Annotated in this window: 15 protein-coding genes and 1 rRNA gene; 13 read left to right on the forward strand and 3 right to left on the reverse strand. The window is 47.4% G+C overall.

The window, feature by feature from the left end; genetic code table 11:
• Positions 1-62: 62 nt before the first annotated feature.
• A complete protein-coding gene (locus tag MMB75_RS20665) occupies positions 63-998 on the forward strand; it encodes a manganese-dependent inorganic pyrophosphatase (protein WP_016820240.1) in 936 nt (311 codons plus the stop codon).
• Between the two features lie 74 nt (positions 999-1,072).
• Here MMB75_RS20665 and MMB75_RS20670 read toward each other — a convergent pair whose 3' ends face one another.
• From MMB75_RS20670 to MMB75_RS20680, 3 genes are all read right to left on the reverse strand, one after another.
• Complete coding sequence (locus MMB75_RS20670; protein WP_019685885.1) at positions 1,073-1,996, reverse strand: alpha/beta hydrolase; 924 nt, start codon at positions 1,994-1,996, stop codon at positions 1,073-1,075.
• Positions 1,981-2,532, reverse strand: coding sequence for a MarR family winged helix-turn-helix transcriptional regulator (locus tag MMB75_RS20675; RefSeq protein WP_016820242.1), 552 nt, complete (start codon positions 2,530-2,532; stop codon positions 1,981-1,983). The genes MMB75_RS20670 and MMB75_RS20675 overlap by 16 nt, the downstream gene beginning before the upstream one ends.
• A gap of 110 nt (positions 2,533-2,642) precedes the next feature.
• A complete protein-coding gene (locus tag MMB75_RS20680) occupies positions 2,643-3,605 on the reverse strand; it encodes an ATP-dependent DNA ligase (protein WP_019685886.1) in 963 nt (320 codons plus the stop codon).
• A 192-nt stretch (positions 3,606-3,797) separates the two neighbouring features.
• Between MMB75_RS20680 and MMB75_RS20685 the strand changes: the two genes are divergently transcribed.
• The 12 genes from MMB75_RS20685 to MMB75_RS20740 form a co-directional block, all read left to right on the forward strand.
• On the forward strand, positions 3,798-4,073 hold the full coding sequence (locus MMB75_RS20685) for a GNAT family N-acetyltransferase (RefSeq protein WP_013369011.1): 276 nt from the start codon (positions 3,798-3,800) through the stop codon (positions 4,071-4,073).
• Positions 4,074-4,361: 288 nt separating this feature from the next.
• Positions 4,362-4,928: a DUF420 domain-containing protein gene (locus MMB75_RS20690; RefSeq protein ID WP_013369012.1), complete on the forward strand. Its 567-nt coding sequence runs from the start codon at positions 4,362-4,364 to the stop codon at positions 4,926-4,928.
• A gap of 184 nt (positions 4,929-5,112) precedes the next feature.
• Positions 5,113-6,387: an ABC transporter substrate-binding protein gene (locus MMB75_RS20695; protein WP_016820244.1), complete on the forward strand. Its 1,275-nt coding sequence runs from the start codon at positions 5,113-5,115 to the stop codon at positions 6,385-6,387.
• Positions 6,388-6,451: 64 nt separating this feature from the next.
• Positions 6,452-7,333 carry a carbohydrate ABC transporter permease gene (locus tag MMB75_RS20700; RefSeq protein ID WP_016820245.1) on the forward strand — a complete coding sequence of 294 codons (882 nt, stop codon included), beginning with the start codon at positions 6,452-6,454 and terminating at the stop codon, positions 7,331-7,333.
• A complete protein-coding gene (locus tag MMB75_RS20705) occupies positions 7,333-8,223 on the forward strand; it encodes a carbohydrate ABC transporter permease (RefSeq protein WP_025363791.1) in 891 nt (296 codons plus the stop codon). Before MMB75_RS20700 ends, MMB75_RS20705 begins: the two co-directional genes overlap by 1 nt.
• 50 nt (positions 8,224-8,273) lie before the next feature.
• On the forward strand, positions 8,274-10,100 hold the full coding sequence (locus tag MMB75_RS20710; RefSeq protein WP_031462672.1) for a protein O-GlcNAcase: 1,827 nt from the start codon (positions 8,274-8,276) through the stop codon (positions 10,098-10,100).
• A gap of 95 nt (positions 10,101-10,195) precedes the next feature.
• Entirely contained in the window at positions 10,196-11,737 is a 1,542-nt protein-coding gene (locus MMB75_RS20715; protein ID WP_016820248.1) for a DUF4127 family protein, read from the forward strand.
• A 5-nt stretch (positions 11,738-11,742) separates the two neighbouring features.
• A complete protein-coding gene (locus MMB75_RS20720) occupies positions 11,743-12,462 on the forward strand; it encodes an N-acetylmannosamine-6-phosphate 2-epimerase (protein WP_029514353.1) in 720 nt (239 codons plus the stop codon).
• On the forward strand, positions 12,440-13,279 hold the full coding sequence (locus tag MMB75_RS20725; protein ID WP_016820250.1) for a MurR/RpiR family transcriptional regulator: 840 nt from the start codon (positions 12,440-12,442) through the stop codon (positions 13,277-13,279). The genes MMB75_RS20720 and MMB75_RS20725 overlap by 23 nt, the downstream gene beginning before the upstream one ends.
• Before the next feature lie 116 nt (positions 13,280-13,395).
• A complete protein-coding gene (locus MMB75_RS20730; protein ID WP_100212681.1) occupies positions 13,396-14,337 on the forward strand; it encodes an ROK family protein in 942 nt (313 codons plus the stop codon).
• Positions 14,338-14,362: 25 nt separating this feature from the next.
• Positions 14,363-15,973, forward strand: a complete 1,611-nt coding sequence (locus tag MMB75_RS20735) for an FAD-dependent oxidoreductase (protein ID WP_016820252.1) — start codon at positions 14,363-14,365, stop codon at positions 15,971-15,973.
• A gap of 389 nt (positions 15,974-16,362) precedes the next feature.
• Positions 16,363-16,470, forward strand: a 16S ribosomal RNA gene (locus MMB75_RS20740); the annotation flags it as partial.

Raw genomic sequence — 16,470 nt, forward strand, 5'->3', positions numbered from 1 at the left:
TCTGCATTGGAATTGTAGAGGTTACACAATCACGTAAAATGCTTAAGGTGAAGGAGTCGATTATGTTGGCAAAAACATTGATTTTTGGGCATAAAAATCCGGATACGGATACCATTTGCTCAGCTATTGCTTATGCAGACTTGAAAACCAAACTGGGCGCGGACGTAGAGCCGGTTCGTCTGGGCGAGGTTAACGGGGAAACGCAGTATGCGCTGGATTATTTCAAAGTGAGCGCGCCGCGTCTGGTTGAGCAGGTTGCTGCCGAAACAGACAGCGTCATTCTGGTCGATCATAATGAACGCCAGCAAAGCGCAACTGACATTGACAAGGTGCGCGTAACTGAAGTCATTGATCACCACCGGATCGCTAACTTTGAAACAAGCCAGCCGCTGTACTTCCGCGCTGAGCCAGTAGGTTGCACAGCCACCATTTTGAACAAGCTCTACAAGGAAAATGGTGTAGCCATTCCCAAAGAAATCGCAGGTCTGATGTTGTCCGCGATTATTTCTGATTCCCTGTTGTTCAAGTCCCCGACTTGCACAGATCAGGATGTAGCCGCTGCCCGCGAACTGGCTGAAATTGCTGGTGTGGATGCAGACCGTTACGGTTTTGACTTGCTTAAAGCGGGTGCTGATTTGAGTGGCCACACGATTGAGCAGTTAGTAAGCTTGGACGCCAAAGAATTCCAGATGAATGGACGCAAAGTGGAAATCGCACAAGTGAACGCAGTAGACGTAAACGACGTATTGTCCCGTCAAGCTGATCTGGAAGCTGCTTTGTCCCAAACCATTGCAGCCAAAAATCTTGATCTGTTCTTGTTCGTCGTAACAGACATTGTGAACAGTGATTCCATTGGTATTGCGCTGGGAAGCCAGGCTCAGGCAGTTGAAAAAGCCTACAATGTACAGTTGGATGACAACAAGGCTGTTCTGAAAGGCGTCGTATCGCGCAAATCGCAAATTGTACCTGTATTGACTGAAGCTTTTAACAGTTTGTAATGATAAAAAATAAGCCTCCTGAACCCGACTGCATGAGGGCAGTGGAAGCAGGAGGCTTATTTTTATTTTTATTTTTATTTCTTCAGCTCTGCCAGAGTGTCCTCGATACGAAATTCAAATGCTAACTTCAACTGATCGCTCATCAGGTGCCAGGCACTTTCAGCTACAGCGAGATCCCCGCTATGAGTAAAAGCATGTGCGGCGCCCATATATTTCTTATACGTTACGGGCACATCCGCTTCAATCAGCCGCTTGGCGTACAGCTCAGCTTCCTCAGCCAAGGAGTCCAACTCGGCCGTTATGATCAGCGCAGGAGGAAGATCATGCAGCGATTCTGCATAAATAGGAGAAACCAACGGATTTCGTGCCTCATCTGGCGAGCGCAAATAGCTTTCATTGAAGATTTTTGCCACGCGAGGCGGGATCGCCTTCTCAAATTGGGGCTTCAGCTTGGGATCTGTAGCAATATCCAGTGATGGGTAATCCAGCACCTGATACACAATTGGGAATTCTTTGCGATCCCGGGCCATAAGACACAGCGCTGCTGCAAGATTACCTCCTGCACTATGTCCGCCGACCGCAATGCGTTGGGGATCGATGTTTAGTACGTCAGGATGCTTGTACACCCATTGGGTCACATCATAACTTTCCTGTAGCGGAATAGGGAATTTATGCTCCGGGGCCAAGCGATAATCGACATTAACGACGACACAATTCGCTCGTTCGGAAATGACCGGGCACCAGGGGTCATCCATTTCAGCGCTGCCCATTATGAATCCGCTACCATGAAAATTGACGAATACAGGGAGTGGATCAGCAGACCGGAGGGAAGGTTCATATACAATTACCCTGGAATCACCTACAGAGGTGGGGATCATTCTCTCAGTCCGATGTACTTTGGGAGCATGCGAAGGCTTAAAATCGGATGCTGTTATCATTCGACCAGCCGATCTGCGGGCAAGTTTGACGAACAGATTTTGTCTTAGTCTTCGCACCATTTGTCTTTCTCCTCTCTGAGGGCGCTGGGGGTGGTTAGACGCGAACCTTTAACATCTTCAAAAGCATCTCGTACGCGTGACAAATAGGTCTGAAACTGGCAGAGTTCCGATTCAGTAAAGTCTGACATCAGACGTGAAGCCAGCCCTATGAAAAAAGGGTCCATCTGCTGGATTTTACTTCTTCCTTTATCATTCAGAGAAACAAAAACTCCCCGCTTGTCATTGGGATCGTCGTATTTATTTATGAATCCTTCTTGCTCAAGAGAAATGACCATAGAACTGATGGCTGCCCGGCTGACACCCATCTTTTCAGCCAACGCTGAAGGAGATGACATTTCATCTCTTTGCGCAGAAAGTACACAAAGTGCAATATATTGCCCATAGGAGAGACCAAACTCACGTGAACGTTTTTCCATATTTTTTCTTATTTCGTATGTTATAGAAAATAAATCTACCAAAACACCAATCGGTTTATTGCCACCTGGAAATAGGTTATAGGCCAGTTGACGAATTTCGGAGTCCAAAAAAAAGAACATGCGATCCACCTCGATGTAGTTAATTAGTTAACTGTAATTTAATTAACCACTGGTTGCAATGATTTATACAAACTTTGTTCTGCATTTTTTGAAAAAGTATCGGCAAAACGTCACTTCCAGGGTCCGATGCACTGTTCAATACCTTGATCCACAAGAGCTTGGATGGAGGGCTGACGCAAGGTACGTCCTTCTTGCCACCGCCACTCACTATATTGAATTTTGGCGGTAAACATGGGCTTCACCCAAAATGCGTCTTGATGCCGATCCGGTTTGTTAATAAAAGGTCGCTCCGATAGAGTATGTGGCATCAGGCGCTCGGTAAGCTGACGCCAATCTCCACGAGTCAGCTTACCTGTACCCACGTGCCCGATATAGCGCAGCATTCCTTGCTTATCATACTGGCCCAGCAATACAGCGTTGATCACACCTCCGTTCAGGGTATAGCCACCGATAACGGCAATGATATCGCCATAATTTTTGACCTTGACCCATCGTCTGTCCTGTCCGCCCAATGTGTAGGGACTATCCAGTTTTTTGCACACAATACCTTCCATTCCTTGGCTGCACATAACCTGAAAAAGAGCCTGTCCATCAGGATGAGCAGGAGCCAGTTGGATCCGTTCATTCGGTATGATGATCTGATGCAGCAGTTCAAGCCTTTCCTGTAACGGTTTGCGATGAACCCATTCCCCATTTAGATATACAATGTCAAACAACATGTAAGTAGCGGGTACGGCTTCATAGGCTGCCTGAATTCGCTCCGTTCGGCGAATCAGATCCCGGCGCATAATTTCATGGAACGACGGTTTACCGTCGGCACCAAGTGCGATCATCTCCCCGTCCAGTATGACTGAATCTGCCCTACAGTAGGAGGAGAAGCGAGCAAGCTCCGGGTACAACAGCGTTCGTTCATGCTGCTTACGATTGAACAGACGCGTGTTGCCCTGGTCGTGATACGTTAAAATTCTTGTACCGTCCCATTTTATTTCGTAACGCCAAGGGCCTGCATCTATAGGGACTTTTTCACTCAGTTCTGGTTCAAACGGGATGACAGGTTTCATTTCCGTACCCAATACAGCACCTCCCTTTACCTTAATTGGAATAAATATAGTGTCGACGATAGTTCCTTTTTTATGTATGTGATGTTTCGCTGTTCCCTAAATAGGGGAATGATAAGGATATCTAGCGTGGGTATCAAGTGAATGCAGCGTTCGTTCGCATGGAGTCGTTACGGCATTTCTTCAGTCAGAAAGGGGATTGGTCTCATGAGACAAATTCGCGAGGAGGACCATGCAGTAGTCATGGTGGATGATGGACAGGTAGTTGCAGAAGTAGGTTATAAATCTGTAGATGACCACTCTCTGGTCATTGACCATACATTTGTATCTGAACAGTTACGGGGTCAAAAAATTGGCAAGGAGCTCATCGACAAAGTTGTTGCTATGGCGAGGGAACAGCATAAAAAGGTGATCCCGGCTTGCTCGTATGCGCTGGCTCTGTTCAAGCGCCATCAGGAATACAGTGACGTCTGGCAGCAATGAATATTGCTATCAAGGCGCGTTATTGCATAGCCGACACAACACCGGAGTGGGGAACGATCCCTTCCCGGTGTTTTTTGTGTGCATAAAGCTTGTAAAATGAATGCATTCTACCGTTGATATTGGGAAGTAAGAGTGGTTCCCAAATCGATGAAGCATATTTTCTGGAGAATGGCTGTGAAATTGTTCATACTGTTGTCACTTCACAGGCTATCCATGAGTTCTATATAATATATTATGGTTATGACCGCAAAAATAACGAAAACCTGAATTTAAACGAAGGAGACGCTCATGATGAATAAAGCGAGTGAGGACAAGCAGTACGTTCCAACGAGCAATCGTAATTTTACAGCCTTGATTATCACCGTTTCCATTATAGCCAATGTGATTATTTTGCTGTTGTTCTTTTCGCCGATCGGATACCAGGGGAGTGTTAGTTTTGATCTCACTATTTTCCCAAGGTTGAATGCGATTTTTAACAGCTTCACATTTATTTTCTTGGTGGCTGCATTGGTTGCGATTTTCAAGAAAAACATTAAGGTGCATAAAACCTTTATTCTGCTGGCCTTCGCCAGTACCGTTTTGTTTTTATTTTCCTATCTGACCTTCCATTACATTTCACCGGAAACTGCAAAATATGGCGGTGTGGGTATCCTTCGGCCGATTTACTTTACGCTGTTGATTTCGCATAGTATACTCGCGGCGATTATCGTACCGTTGGCGCTATTCACAGTTGTATGGGGATGGACGATGCAGGTAGCAAAACATCGTAAAATTGCCCGTTGGACGATGCCTATTTGGCTATATGTGAGCTTGACTGGAGTTTTGGTGTACGTTTTCATGGCTCCATATTATTAATAGATATGAATCCTCTGTGGGTTGATTTGGCAAACATGGCGTCTCTATTGAAGAGGCGTCTTTTTTGTATCCAATAAAAGAAAAATTATTCCTTCTAAATTTATTTTATTGAAAAAATGTTCCTTCTATAACGGTATTTCTGTTATAATTTACCTTAATCAACTAAGAACAAGGGGGTCACCATGTGACAAAGAAAGCGAAAGGCAGGTTACGGTTGCTTGTATCTATGCTGGCGCTGGTTGTACTGCTGAGCGGCTGCGGTGGCGGAGGCTCAAAGCCGGAAAAGGTAGACGGAGGGAAAGTGACACTCCAATTTTGGACCATTGCGCTACAACCTACATTTACCCCGTATTTTAATCGGGTCATTGCCGATTATGAGCAGAAGAACCCTAATGTCAAAATTGATTGGAAGGATTACCCGTATGATGCAGTGACCAATAAGTTGTTGACGAGTATCGCTAGCAACAGCAGTCCGGATGTAGTGAATCTCAATACGGAATTTGCTAGCCAAATGGGCTCTAAGGGCGCTGTTGTTGATATGAATGAACACTTGTCGCCTGAGGAAAAGGCTGCTTATTTCGAAGGTATTTATAATTCGACTGTTATTAACGGTAAAGCTTATGCACTCCCCTGGTATACAGGCACGGAAGTGCTTTACATGAATACTAAGTTGGTTAAAGCAGCTGGATTGGACCCTGCCCATCCGCCCAAAACGCGGGAGGAATTGTCAGAATGGGGCCGCCAAATCAATAGAAAAATCGGTAAGGCCGGCTATGCTCAGCAGCTTGTATCCAAGCTTTTTGCGGTTGACGGTATTCCTATCTTAAATAAAGAAAAGACAGCAGCTGCATTCAACACACCAGACGCAGTCACCATGATTGATAATCTAAAAAAACAGATGGAAGATGGTGTCGTGCTCAAGGAAGATGCTGACTTCTCACAGCAAGTGAAATATTATGCCGGAGAGCAGGTTGCCTTCGAGCTGGCTGGCCCAACGTTCATTAATTTTATCAAAACGGCAGCGCCGGACGTATATAAAAATACGATTGCTGTTCCCGTCCCAACCGGCAAAGCTGATTTGCGGCTTTCCAACTCTATGGACCTGGTCGTACCTACCAAGTCTGCACATATAGACGAGGCGGTGAAATTTGCTGTTTTCTTAACAAATGCAGAGAGTCAAACGGCATTTTCTAAAGAGGCCAATACACTACCTTCCACGAAAGAATCGATTAAAGACCCGTATTTTACTCAGTCTGACCAATCATTAGAGGCACAAGCCAAGGTAGTATCTGCACAAAGCTTGGATAAGGCGACAGATTATATGGTCGGTGTGCCTAATGCCAAGGATGTGAACAGCGCGATCGCGCGAGCCTTGCAAAATATTTTATTGAACGGAAGTAATACGAAGGAGACGCTTACTGCCTTGGAGCAGGAAGTGAATGATATTTTAAAGCAATAGGTATGACAGGGGAGTAATGCGAATACTCCCCTGTTCATTTATCAAAATCAGGTGGTGATGCAGCATGATCAAATGGTTGAGGTCGGAGTCCTTTACGGCCTGGGCCTTTATGACGCCGGGACTGTTATTGCTTGCCGTCTTTGTATTTTGGCCTATTATTTACAGCATTCCGCTGGCATTGACGGACTACTCTGTCATATCAGATACCCATTTTGTCGGCCTGGATAATTTTGAAGCAGCGTTTAAGGACCGTAACTTTCTTATTTCGATTTGGAACTCATTGTTGTACGTGCTCATTGTTCCCTTTCTTCAAATATTCTCTATCCTGATGGCTGTGCTGGTGAACAGTCGTATCCCCGGAATTAAAATATTTCGTACGACCTACTACATCCCTGTTGTGACTTCGATGGTAGCTGTGGCCTTAATTTGGAGCTGGCTGTTGGGCAATAACAGCGTAGTGAACTATTTGCTTATACAAGTCGGTTTGATTAGCAAAGACATACACTGGTTATCGGACAGCAATTTAGCCTTGTATGTACTGATGTTCATCACGATGTGGAAGGGACTCGGGTATTATATGATGCTCTATCTGGCAGGATTACAAAACATTCCTCAAGATCTGTACGAAGCCGCTAGGGTGGATGGAGCCAGTCGATGGCGTCTGATTGTTCATATTACACTTCCGCTGCTGAAGCCATACGTTCTGTTTTGTACCCTCATATCGCTCATGTCAGCTATTCGCGTATTTGATGAGGTATATGTGTTAACCAAGGGTGGACCGGGAACGGCCACGTTGACATCCAGCTTGTATATTTTTCAAAAGGGGATGGAGCAGTTTAATTTTGGGTACGCTTCGGCACTTGGCTTAATTGTCGGTGCAATGATTGCGGTACTTAGTATTATTGTATTCCGATTCAATAGGAAAGGCGGTGTCAATCCCTATTGATGAATCTACAGAATGATAAAATGCTGCGCTCGTCTCTTCCTAAAAAAGAAAGCAGTCGCATCATGCGTAGTCTTGGTCGAGTGATCAGAATGACGGTAATGTATGTGCTTTTAGTGCTGCTAGCCCTCTTTTTGATGGGACCGTTTCTATGGCTGCTTAGTGTATCCCTCATGCCAGGCCGTAATATTTTTTCAACGCCGCCTGCGATCTTCCCGACCTTTATTGATTTCGACAACTATGTTCAGGTGTGGCAGTTCATGGATTTCCCTAAATATATGCTGAATACAGTCATCATTACGGTGTTGGGCGTTGTGCTCAATGTGGTACTGGCCAGTTTGACGGGATATCCCTTGGCTGTATTTCGTTTTAAGGGTAAAAATGTGGTGTTTACGCTGCTGATTGCTACAATGATTATTCCTTCTTACACGGCATTTATTGTGCATTATCTGACCATTCAAGGGCTTCATCTGGGCAATACATATATGGGTGTGGTGTTGCCTGGGGCAGTCTCTGTGTTCAACATTTTTCTAATGCGGCAGACGTTTATTCATATCCCCGCCGATGTGCGTGATTCAGGTAAAATGGATGGCGCTTCGGAGTTTCGAATTTGGTGGCAGCTGGTGCTTCCACTGGTCAAGCCGGCGCTTGCTGTGATTTCTCTGTTGGAGGCCATGTCGTTCTGGAACAGCTTCCTGTGGCCTATCGTTATTCTGAACGATACGGAGCTTTACCCGCTGGCAGCTGCGCTTACGTATCTCAATGGTCAGTTTGCCTATAATTTTGGCTGGATTGCTGCAGGCACAATGATTTCGGTATTGCCGATCATTATATTGTTCCTGTTCACACAGCGCTATTATATGGAAGGCTTGGCGGGAGCCGTAAAAGGCTAAGTCAGAAGTCTCGGCTACGGAGAGCCCGTAAATGGAAGGAGACGATTAGCATGGAACTGTCCAAAAGAATGAGACCTAATTCGGATGTAGGGCTAATACCACAGGAGGTTCAATATTATTTTCGTGATGTGTATGACAGTGGGGACAAACTGGTTATCGCTGAACCGAACCTGATCTGTGAACTGTCCTCTCGCTTTGCAATGAATCAGGAGTATGAAGGTGTGCTTGACCCCGAGGGACCGATCCGACTCATTGCACCTCCGGGGCCCGGTGTTCCGACTGAAACAAGGGGAAGCGTGCAGTTGATGCTCGAATATGACGGAACGCTTACTGCCGATGGATATCGTTTGGACATTCAGAAGGAAGGGAGAATTGAAATCCATGCATCCAATAAAAGAGGGCTCAAATACGGCATGGATGCCCTGCATCTCCTGCTTCAAGTAGAACAGGAACGATGTACGCTACCGGTGATGTCTATTCGGGATGAGCCCTCCTTTCCGGTCAGAGGAATCATTGAAGGCTTCTACGGGAAACCGTGGAGTTTCGCGGATCGGCTGGATGCCGTTCATTTTATGGCTGCGCATCGGATGAACACGTTTATGTACGCTCCCAAGGACGATCCCTATCATCGCGAGCTATGGAGGGAACCGTACCCCGAGGAGATGTTTGCCCAAATCCGCGAATTAAAGGAAGCCTGTGAACGGCACGAGATTGATTTTCACTATTGTATTAGTCCAGGGAATGACCTGAACTTTGGTAGCGCTGAAGATTTTCTCAAATTGACGGAGAAGCTGGCAGCCATGATAACGATAGGAGTACGTCATTTTTCTGTATTAATGGATGACATTGACTACGTCCTTAAAGGGGAAAATCGGCATTTGCTGGGCCGTTCGGGTCACGCTCATGTCTTCTTGACGAACAAGGTTCATACATGGTTGGCTGAGCGGCTGCCTGAATTTACGCTGACAGTCTGTCCATCGGAATATTGGTCCTATTGGGATACCGAATACAAAAAGGATTTCCGGGAGCGATTGCATCCAGATATTAAGGTATTCTGGACGGGATACTTTGTATTTGCTCCACAGATTGGTCGCCAGCATGCTGCCGATAACCATGCATTCTATGGGCATGAGCTGTGGTTATGGGATAACATCCCGGTGAATGATTGTGACCATGATCGGTTATTCCTCGATCCGCTGCGCGGACGGTATTCCGGGCTTCCAGCTTGCGGACATACCGGCATGGTGGCCAACCCAATGAACCAATGGGAGTGCTCCAAGGTGACGCTTATTACGATGTCCCACTATATGTGGAACAGTGAGCGTTATATGCCGGAGCTGTCCTGGGAATGGGCTGTGCGGGAGTTAGCGGGGGAGCATGCAGATGAACTGATGTTTTTCTGTCGCCAAAACAAGAACAGCCGACTGGGCAGCAGCACGTATGAGGACGTGGACCTTGCCTTGCAAATGCGCGATATCCCTGCGCTGGATATCTACTTCGAGCGGCTGCTTCACGTTGTGAGCGTCCTACAGAATATATCTGCCAATGATGCGGCGGCAGGCTTCGTGGCACAGGCTACGCCTTGGCTGGAACGTGCCAAGTTGGATGTGGACCTGTGGCAAGTGCTGCGCCAAGCTGCGCTAGGCAACGAGCGCCAGAACGATGTGCAGTCGCTAGGAAACCTCATGCAGAGCGAAGCAACTGGCGGACAAAAGCCGCCGCCTCTGACGGACGAGGACGTGGACGAACTACGACGCGGTATCACGGCTTGCCTAGAAGCAGAGACTCGACTGGGGAGCAATCCAGCGATCCGTGCCGCCGTGCAGTGGGGCTATGTCGATCAGGATGAACAAGGCAAATATCGACTGATCTTGTGAGAATTGGTGATGGTTAAGAAACAAGACAGCATAGCTGCCTTGAAAATTACCATTTGCCGTTAGAATAACGGTAATTTCCAGGAGAGGTGGAGCGTATGGTGAAGCCAAATACCCGATTACTTTTTGTACCGCTGGATGAGCGGCCCTGCAATTATCAATTTCCTTACTTACTAGCACAGGGCACAGACCTTGAAATGGAGCGCCCTCCTTTAGAATGGATGGGACAAAAGAAAATCCCTGGCGATACGACCAGGCTATGGACGTGGCTCGAAGAACGTGCGGCGACTGCTGATGGAGCGATTATTGCGATGGATACGCTGCTGTACGGGGGAATCGTACCCTCCCGGCTACACGGAATGTCGAGTGAGCAGGTCAGGGACAGGGCTAATCGTCTTCGCAGGTTGAAGCAGCTATACCCGCAACTGACTTTGTATGCCTTTCAATTGATTATGCGTTGTCCGCAATACTCTTTGGCTGATGAGGAACCAGACTACTATGCTGATTGGGGTCGTGAAATATTTAGAAAAGGCTTCATTGAGCATCGTCAGGAGCTAGCGATCGCTACCGCAGAAGAGTTGCTGGAATTAGCGGACATCAACAAGCGTTTGCCTATAGAGATTTTGGACGATTATCTAGGGCGTCGCCGTGTGAATTTGGAAGCTAATCAAGTAGCACTGGAACTGGTAGCAGAAGGCGTGATTGATTTTCTGATCATTCCACAGGATGATTCGGCTCCCTACGGCTATACCGCCAAGGATCAACAGCGACTAAGAAGTCGTATTTCCGAGCTTGGGCTGGATTTGAAAGTATACATGTATCCGGGGGCAGACGAAGTGGGTTGTACGTTGCTAGCTCGTTGGGTGAATCGGACGAATCATGTAGTTCCACTGGTATATCCTCGATTATCTGCTTTGCAGGGGGCGTTCGTAGTCCCGCTTTTTGAGGATCGTTATTTTTACGAAACGTTAAAGTATCAGATTATAGCGGCAGGTGGGCTGATTGCTTCCTCAGCAGCGGAGGCTGATTTGATTTTGCTGGCCAACACACCTGGTGACACGATGGCAGAAGCTTCATCCCAGCAGCATGCGATGGCCGGATATGATGTACATCGGAATCTGGTAGAACTGGTGGAGTACGGTGCTCATATGCAGCATGATGCCAATAAACATATTGCAATTGCTGATGTAGCTTACGCCAACGGCGCCGATCTCAAGCTGCTTAGACTATTGAAGCAAAAAGGACTGCTTTTTAAGCTGGCAGGCTATGCAGGCTGGAATACCAGTTCTAATACGCTCGGTACCGTCATTGCCCAGTCCATGCTTTATGTCCGCTATGGTCCTACGGAGGAACACCTGGATTTTCTGGGGCTGCGCTACGCTGAGGATGCCTGTTATTGTGCTGTGGTACGTACAGCTATGAATAATGGAATTGTGGAGCAGATGGGTTTTAACAAGTTTATGCTCGATGGCTCTAGAGGATCGGTAGCTGCGGTCATTCGCGGACGGCTGGAGCAGGCGCTCGATGAATATGTGAACGGGCCGGAGGGTCGCGTGGAAATTACAGATTGCTACATGCCGTGGAACCGTACCTTTGAAGTTGGATTGACCGTTCGGCATTATGCTGAGGAGAGGGAGTGATTCCTATGGAGATGGAAGCTATATTATCCAAGGTTCGGCATGGACTAATCGTTTCCTGTCAGGCGCTACCTGGCGAACCGTTGCATGGAACAGATTTTATGGTCAAAATGGCACGTGCTGCACAGGAGGGTGGAGCTGTAGCGATTCGTGCCAATGGTGCATCGGATGTACGTGCGATTAAACAGGCGATCCCTCTACCAGTCATTGGTTTGATTAAACGGAATTATGATGATTCTGATATTTACATTACGCCTACCCTCCGTGAAATGGAGGAACTAGTGGAGGCAGGTGCGGATATCATTGCGCTGGATGCCACATTACGACCGCGCCCAGAGGGGGGCAAGCTGAAGCAACTCATAGATTACGCTCATGAGCACGGAGTCACCTCCATGGCGGATATATCGACACTGGAGGAGGCGCTTCATGCGGCTTCCCTTGGTGTGGGCTGCGTGTCCACGACGTTATCCGGTTATACGTCATATTCTACTCAGATAGAGGGTCCGGATCTGGAATTGGTGCGGAGAGCGTCAGAGCTGGTTCCTGTTCCTGTCATTGCAGAGGGCAGAATCCATGATCCGGCACAAGTAGAGGAAGCATTTCGGCTGGGTGCACATGCAGTGGTTGTAGGCTCGGCGATTACTAGACCCCAATTGATTACGCAGCGGTTTGCCGATGCCGCAAGGAAGGCAGTGAAATGCATCTATGGAGATGAACGACCGAATTAACACGTATTATCCTTCATTAACGAAATCGGAGCAAAAAGTCGCTTTGTGCGTACTGGAGTGCCCCGCTGACATCATATATTTCTCCGTGACGGAGCTAGCTGACTTCGCAGGTACAGGCGAAACGACGGTTATGCGTTTTTGCCGGAAAATTGGTTTTAAAGGGTATCAGGATTTCCGACTGTCGCTGGCACAAAACCAGACTTATCGAAAAACCGATATGAGCGAGGAGAACATCGACCCAGATCACGAACATGATATTACCCGCACGGTGTATCACAATATGCTCGATATTTTGCACTCCAGTATGGGGCTCTTGGACCGTTCGGAGCTTAGTCGTGCGATAGCGTGTCTCGATCAAGCGGGTTATGTTCAATTTTTCGGTGTAGGTGCATCGGGAATTTCCGCACAGGATGCTAAAAACCGATTCTTGCGGATTGGGCGGCGCGCCGAGGCTGTGGCAGACGGACATATTCAGTCGATGATGGCCGTGTCCATGAGTCCTGGTGATGTCGCTATTGGCATCAGTGTATCAGGAAGTACACTGGATACCAACGACATGCTGCACAAGGCCAAGCAGAACGGAGCAACAGTTATCGCAATTACGAATTATGCAAAATCACCTATTACCTCCATTGCAGATATTGTTTTACTGACCGCAGGGAAGGAAGCTCCGATAGAAGGCGGTTCAATCGGCGCCAAAATCTCGCAGCTATTCGTGATTGATCTCATCTGCGAAGGACTTGCTCGCAAGCACACAAGTCACACCAAACAGATGAAGGAAAAAACAGCGAGAGCGGTGATTGAACGAAGTTATTGAAATTCTGCGATTGCGGATTGGAATAGGGCACGCTCCGACAGTTCATCATGTTTTTCTATCCATAGAAGGTTTGTGCTAAGAGCTCGTAAGGTTTTATGTGGGGGAACAAGGAGGATATGGTGGTGGCAGTTGCATTGAACAAAGTCATTGGGATCGACATTGGAGGAACTTCCGTAAAGGCCGCCATAGTGGCGCGGGATGGATCGGTACTTGATGAAATTCGAATGGATACAGATGCCTCACGTGGGCGTGAATGGGTGTTGTCGCGTGTGTCTGAGGCTGTATTCGGACTGATGCGTTCTTTTGGAGATACCAGTGTGAGTACATCTATAGGCATAGGCGCTTTAGGCATTGCTACTGCTGGCAGAGTGAACGTGGAGAGCGGTGAAGTTGTGTACGCCACAGATAACCTGCCTGGCTGGCAGGGTACATCCTTGGTGGAGTGGGCTAAAGAAAAGTTGGCGCTACGTGCGGTTGCAGATAATGATGCGAACGCTGCGTTACTAGGAGAAGCGTGGCAGGGAGCTGGGAAGGGCAAACAGTGCTTGGTCATGCTCACCTTGGGAACAGGGGTCGGAGGCGCGTATATGGAAAATGGCCTCTTGTGTAGAGGGGCTCACTGGAGCGGCGGCGATTGGGGGCACAGTATTTTATTTCCCGGAGGTCACTCTTGTAATTGCGGGAAAAAGGGATGTGCCGAGCAATACGTATCAGGTAGTGCCCTGTTACGTCGAGGCAGTGAATACACCGGAAAACTGTACCGTTCGGGGAACGAGATTGTGACAGAGGCCGCTCACGGCAATCTGAAGACTATTCAGGCACTGGATGACTACACGGCAGATTTAGCTTTGCTTCTGGCTAATATTTCGGTGACCCTTGATCCTGAGTTGATCATTGTTGGGGGAGGAGTAGCGGATGCGGGAGAGGTATGGTGGCCCTTGCTGGAAAAGCATTTGTACCAACTGGGAGTTCAAACAGAAGTAAGTCGGGCAATGTTGGGCAATCGCGCTGGATTCATCGGCGCTGCTAGACTAGCTTTTGAAGTGATGGAATCTTAGTACAAAAATGAAAGGGGAACGAACCATGACGCAAAAACGGCTTGATGCCGATGTTGTTGTGATTGGCGGAGGTCTGGGAGGGACATCGGCAGCCCTTGCGGCGGCGAAAGCTGGTATGAGAGTCATCATGACAGAGGAGACGGACTGGCTGGGAGGGCAATTAACTTCACAGGCTGTTCCCCCAGATGAGCACCGATGGATCGAACAGTTTGGTTGCACAGCAACATATCGTCAGTTCCGTAATCGTGTACGCGAGTATTACCGTCAGAACTATCCGTTAACCGAAGAAGCCTACAATGATCCGATTCTTAATCCTGGGAACGGCTGGGTAAGTCGTCTGGCCCATGAACCACGGGTAGCTCTACAGGTGCTTGAGGATATGCTTGCTCCTTACTTAAATACGGGACGCGTTCGTGTATATTATCACACCGTGCCTATTGCTGCTCAGACAGATGGAGATTGTATTACTTCTGTTACCGTCCGTACCTCGCATAACCCTGATCATAAGAGTGGCCTCAGAGTGCTGCATGGAACGTTTTATCTGGATGCCACAGAGTGTGGTGATCTCCTTCCCATGGCGGGTGTGGAGCATACGAGTGGAGCGGAGTCACGGGCTGCAACGGGGGAGCCTCACGCACTGGAGTGTGCTAATCCTCTTGATATGCAATCTATCACACATGTGGCTGCTGTAGACTATATCCCCCAGGAAAGCTTCATTATAGAGCGACCGCAGCAATACGATTTCTGGAGAAATTATATCCCGTCATTTTCCCGTTTTCCGATTTTGAGCTGGTTTGCTACAGATGCAGATGATACCAGTAAGCTAAAACAGTTCACATTATTCCCTAACGATCAGGGTATTGTATCCTTATGGGATTATCGTCGTATCGTAGATCCCTCCATATGGAGCGAACCGCTAAACGATGGCGAGGTTACTCTTTTAAACTGGGCGCAAAATGATTATTACCTAGGACCATTGATCGGCGTCACCGCTCAGGAGCAGGCAAAACATCGCGAAGGAGCGCGTGAGTTGACCCGTTCATTAATATATTGGCTTCAAACTGAAGCTCCCCGCTTAGATGGAGGTTTCGGCTATCCAGGAATTCGACCAAGGGGTGATTTTCTTGGGACTTCTGACGGGCTGGCTAAAACGGCTTATATTCGCGAGTCGCGTAGGATTAAGGCCAAGTATACGATCTCAGAGTTTGATGTAAGTCGTGAGCTTCGGGGTAAGGAGGGACCCAAACGTTATTCAGACAGTGTAGGTGTGGGCAGCTACCATTTAGATCTTCATCCGACTACGGTATCTCAGCGAACCTTTTATATCCCTAACTATCCTTATGAAATTCCATTGGGTTCACTGATTCCTGTGAGAGTACGTAATTTGCTTCCTGCTTGCAAAAATATAGGGATGACTCAAATAGCCAATGGTTGCTATCGGCTACATCCTACTGAATGGAATATAGGAGAAGCGTCGGGAAGCTTGGCGGCTTACTGTGTCTCCAACGGAGTATATCCTTTTGAAGTGAGTCGGTCAGAAGAACATCTTGGACGTTTTCAAAATATTCTTCTTCGCCAAGGTGTGGAGCTGCACTGGCCAGCAGAGGTGTTCGAACCAGAGGGAGTCACCAGCTAGTGAGGGGGCAGCTAGCCCCTTGACTGATTTAACGGAGCAGAAAATGAGTGGATTTATCCATAAAATAAAAAAATGAAGAAAGTGCTTGCTAAGTTGCTTGGAAATGTGATATATTATTTGGGCTGACAACAAAACAGCCGTTTCAAAAGAGAATAAGCAGGGTGAAATGATCTTCGAAAAAAAGAAAAAAATAACCCTTGCAATTTTGGAATGAACATGATATGATCTTATAGCTGCTGAAAAACGCAGTGAAAAAGAATTTGATCTTTGAAAACTGAACAACGAGTGAGTAAATTGATTTTGTTCGCAAAATAAAACAATGAGATATTTTATCTCGTCAGTTTCAAAATGAGCTAATCGCTCTTTCTATAACCAGCTTCGGTTGGTCTTTAATGGAGAGTTTGATCCTGGCTCAGGACGAACGCTGGCGGCGTGCCTAATACATGCAAGTCGAGCGGGGTTAGTTAGAAGCTTGCTTCTAACTAACCTAGCGGCGG

Origin of the sequence: Paenibacillus sp. P2(2022) (assembly GCF_029522175.1) — a bacterium.
Taxonomy (GTDB): Bacteria; Bacillota; Bacilli; order Paenibacillales; family Paenibacillaceae; genus Paenibacillus; species Paenibacillus polymyxa.

What these genes read in the sequence shown, in the direction of transcription:
- MMB75_RS20665 (WP_016820240.1), top strand. Translation starts at nt 63, where the DNA reads ATGTTGGCAAAAACATTGATTTTTGGGCATAAAAATCCGGATACGGAT.
- MMB75_RS20670 (WP_019685885.1), bottom strand. Translation starts at nt 1,996, where the DNA reads ATGGTGCGAAGACTAAGACAAAATCTGTTCGTCAAACTTGCCCGCAGA.
- MMB75_RS20675 (WP_016820242.1), bottom strand. Translation starts at nt 2,532, where the DNA reads ATGTTCTTTTTTTTGGACTCCGAAATTCGTCAACTGGCCTATAACCTA.
- MMB75_RS20685 (WP_013369011.1), top strand. Translation starts at nt 3,798, where the DNA reads ATGAGACAAATTCGCGAGGAGGACCATGCAGTAGTCATGGTGGATGAT.
- MMB75_RS20690 (WP_013369012.1), top strand. Translation starts at nt 4,362, where the DNA reads ATGATGAATAAAGCGAGTGAGGACAAGCAGTACGTTCCAACGAGCAAT.
- MMB75_RS20700 (WP_016820245.1), top strand. Translation starts at nt 6,452, where the DNA reads ATGATCAAATGGTTGAGGTCGGAGTCCTTTACGGCCTGGGCCTTTATG.
- MMB75_RS20705 (WP_025363791.1), top strand. Translation starts at nt 7,333, where the DNA reads ATGAATCTACAGAATGATAAAATGCTGCGCTCGTCTCTTCCTAAAAAA.
- MMB75_RS20710 (WP_031462672.1), top strand. Translation starts at nt 8,274, where the DNA reads ATGGAACTGTCCAAAAGAATGAGACCTAATTCGGATGTAGGGCTAATA.
- MMB75_RS20715 (WP_016820248.1), top strand. Translation starts at nt 10,196, where the DNA reads ATGGTGAAGCCAAATACCCGATTACTTTTTGTACCGCTGGATGAGCGG.
- MMB75_RS20720 (WP_029514353.1), top strand. Translation starts at nt 11,743, where the DNA reads ATGGAGATGGAAGCTATATTATCCAAGGTTCGGCATGGACTAATCGTT.
- MMB75_RS20725 (WP_016820250.1), top strand. Translation starts at nt 12,440, where the DNA reads ATGGAGATGAACGACCGAATTAACACGTATTATCCTTCATTAACGAAA.
- MMB75_RS20730 (WP_100212681.1), top strand. Translation starts at nt 13,396, where the DNA reads ATGGTGGTGGCAGTTGCATTGAACAAAGTCATTGGGATCGACATTGGA.
- MMB75_RS20735 (WP_016820252.1), top strand. Translation starts at nt 14,363, where the DNA reads ATGACGCAAAAACGGCTTGATGCCGATGTTGTTGTGATTGGCGGAGGT.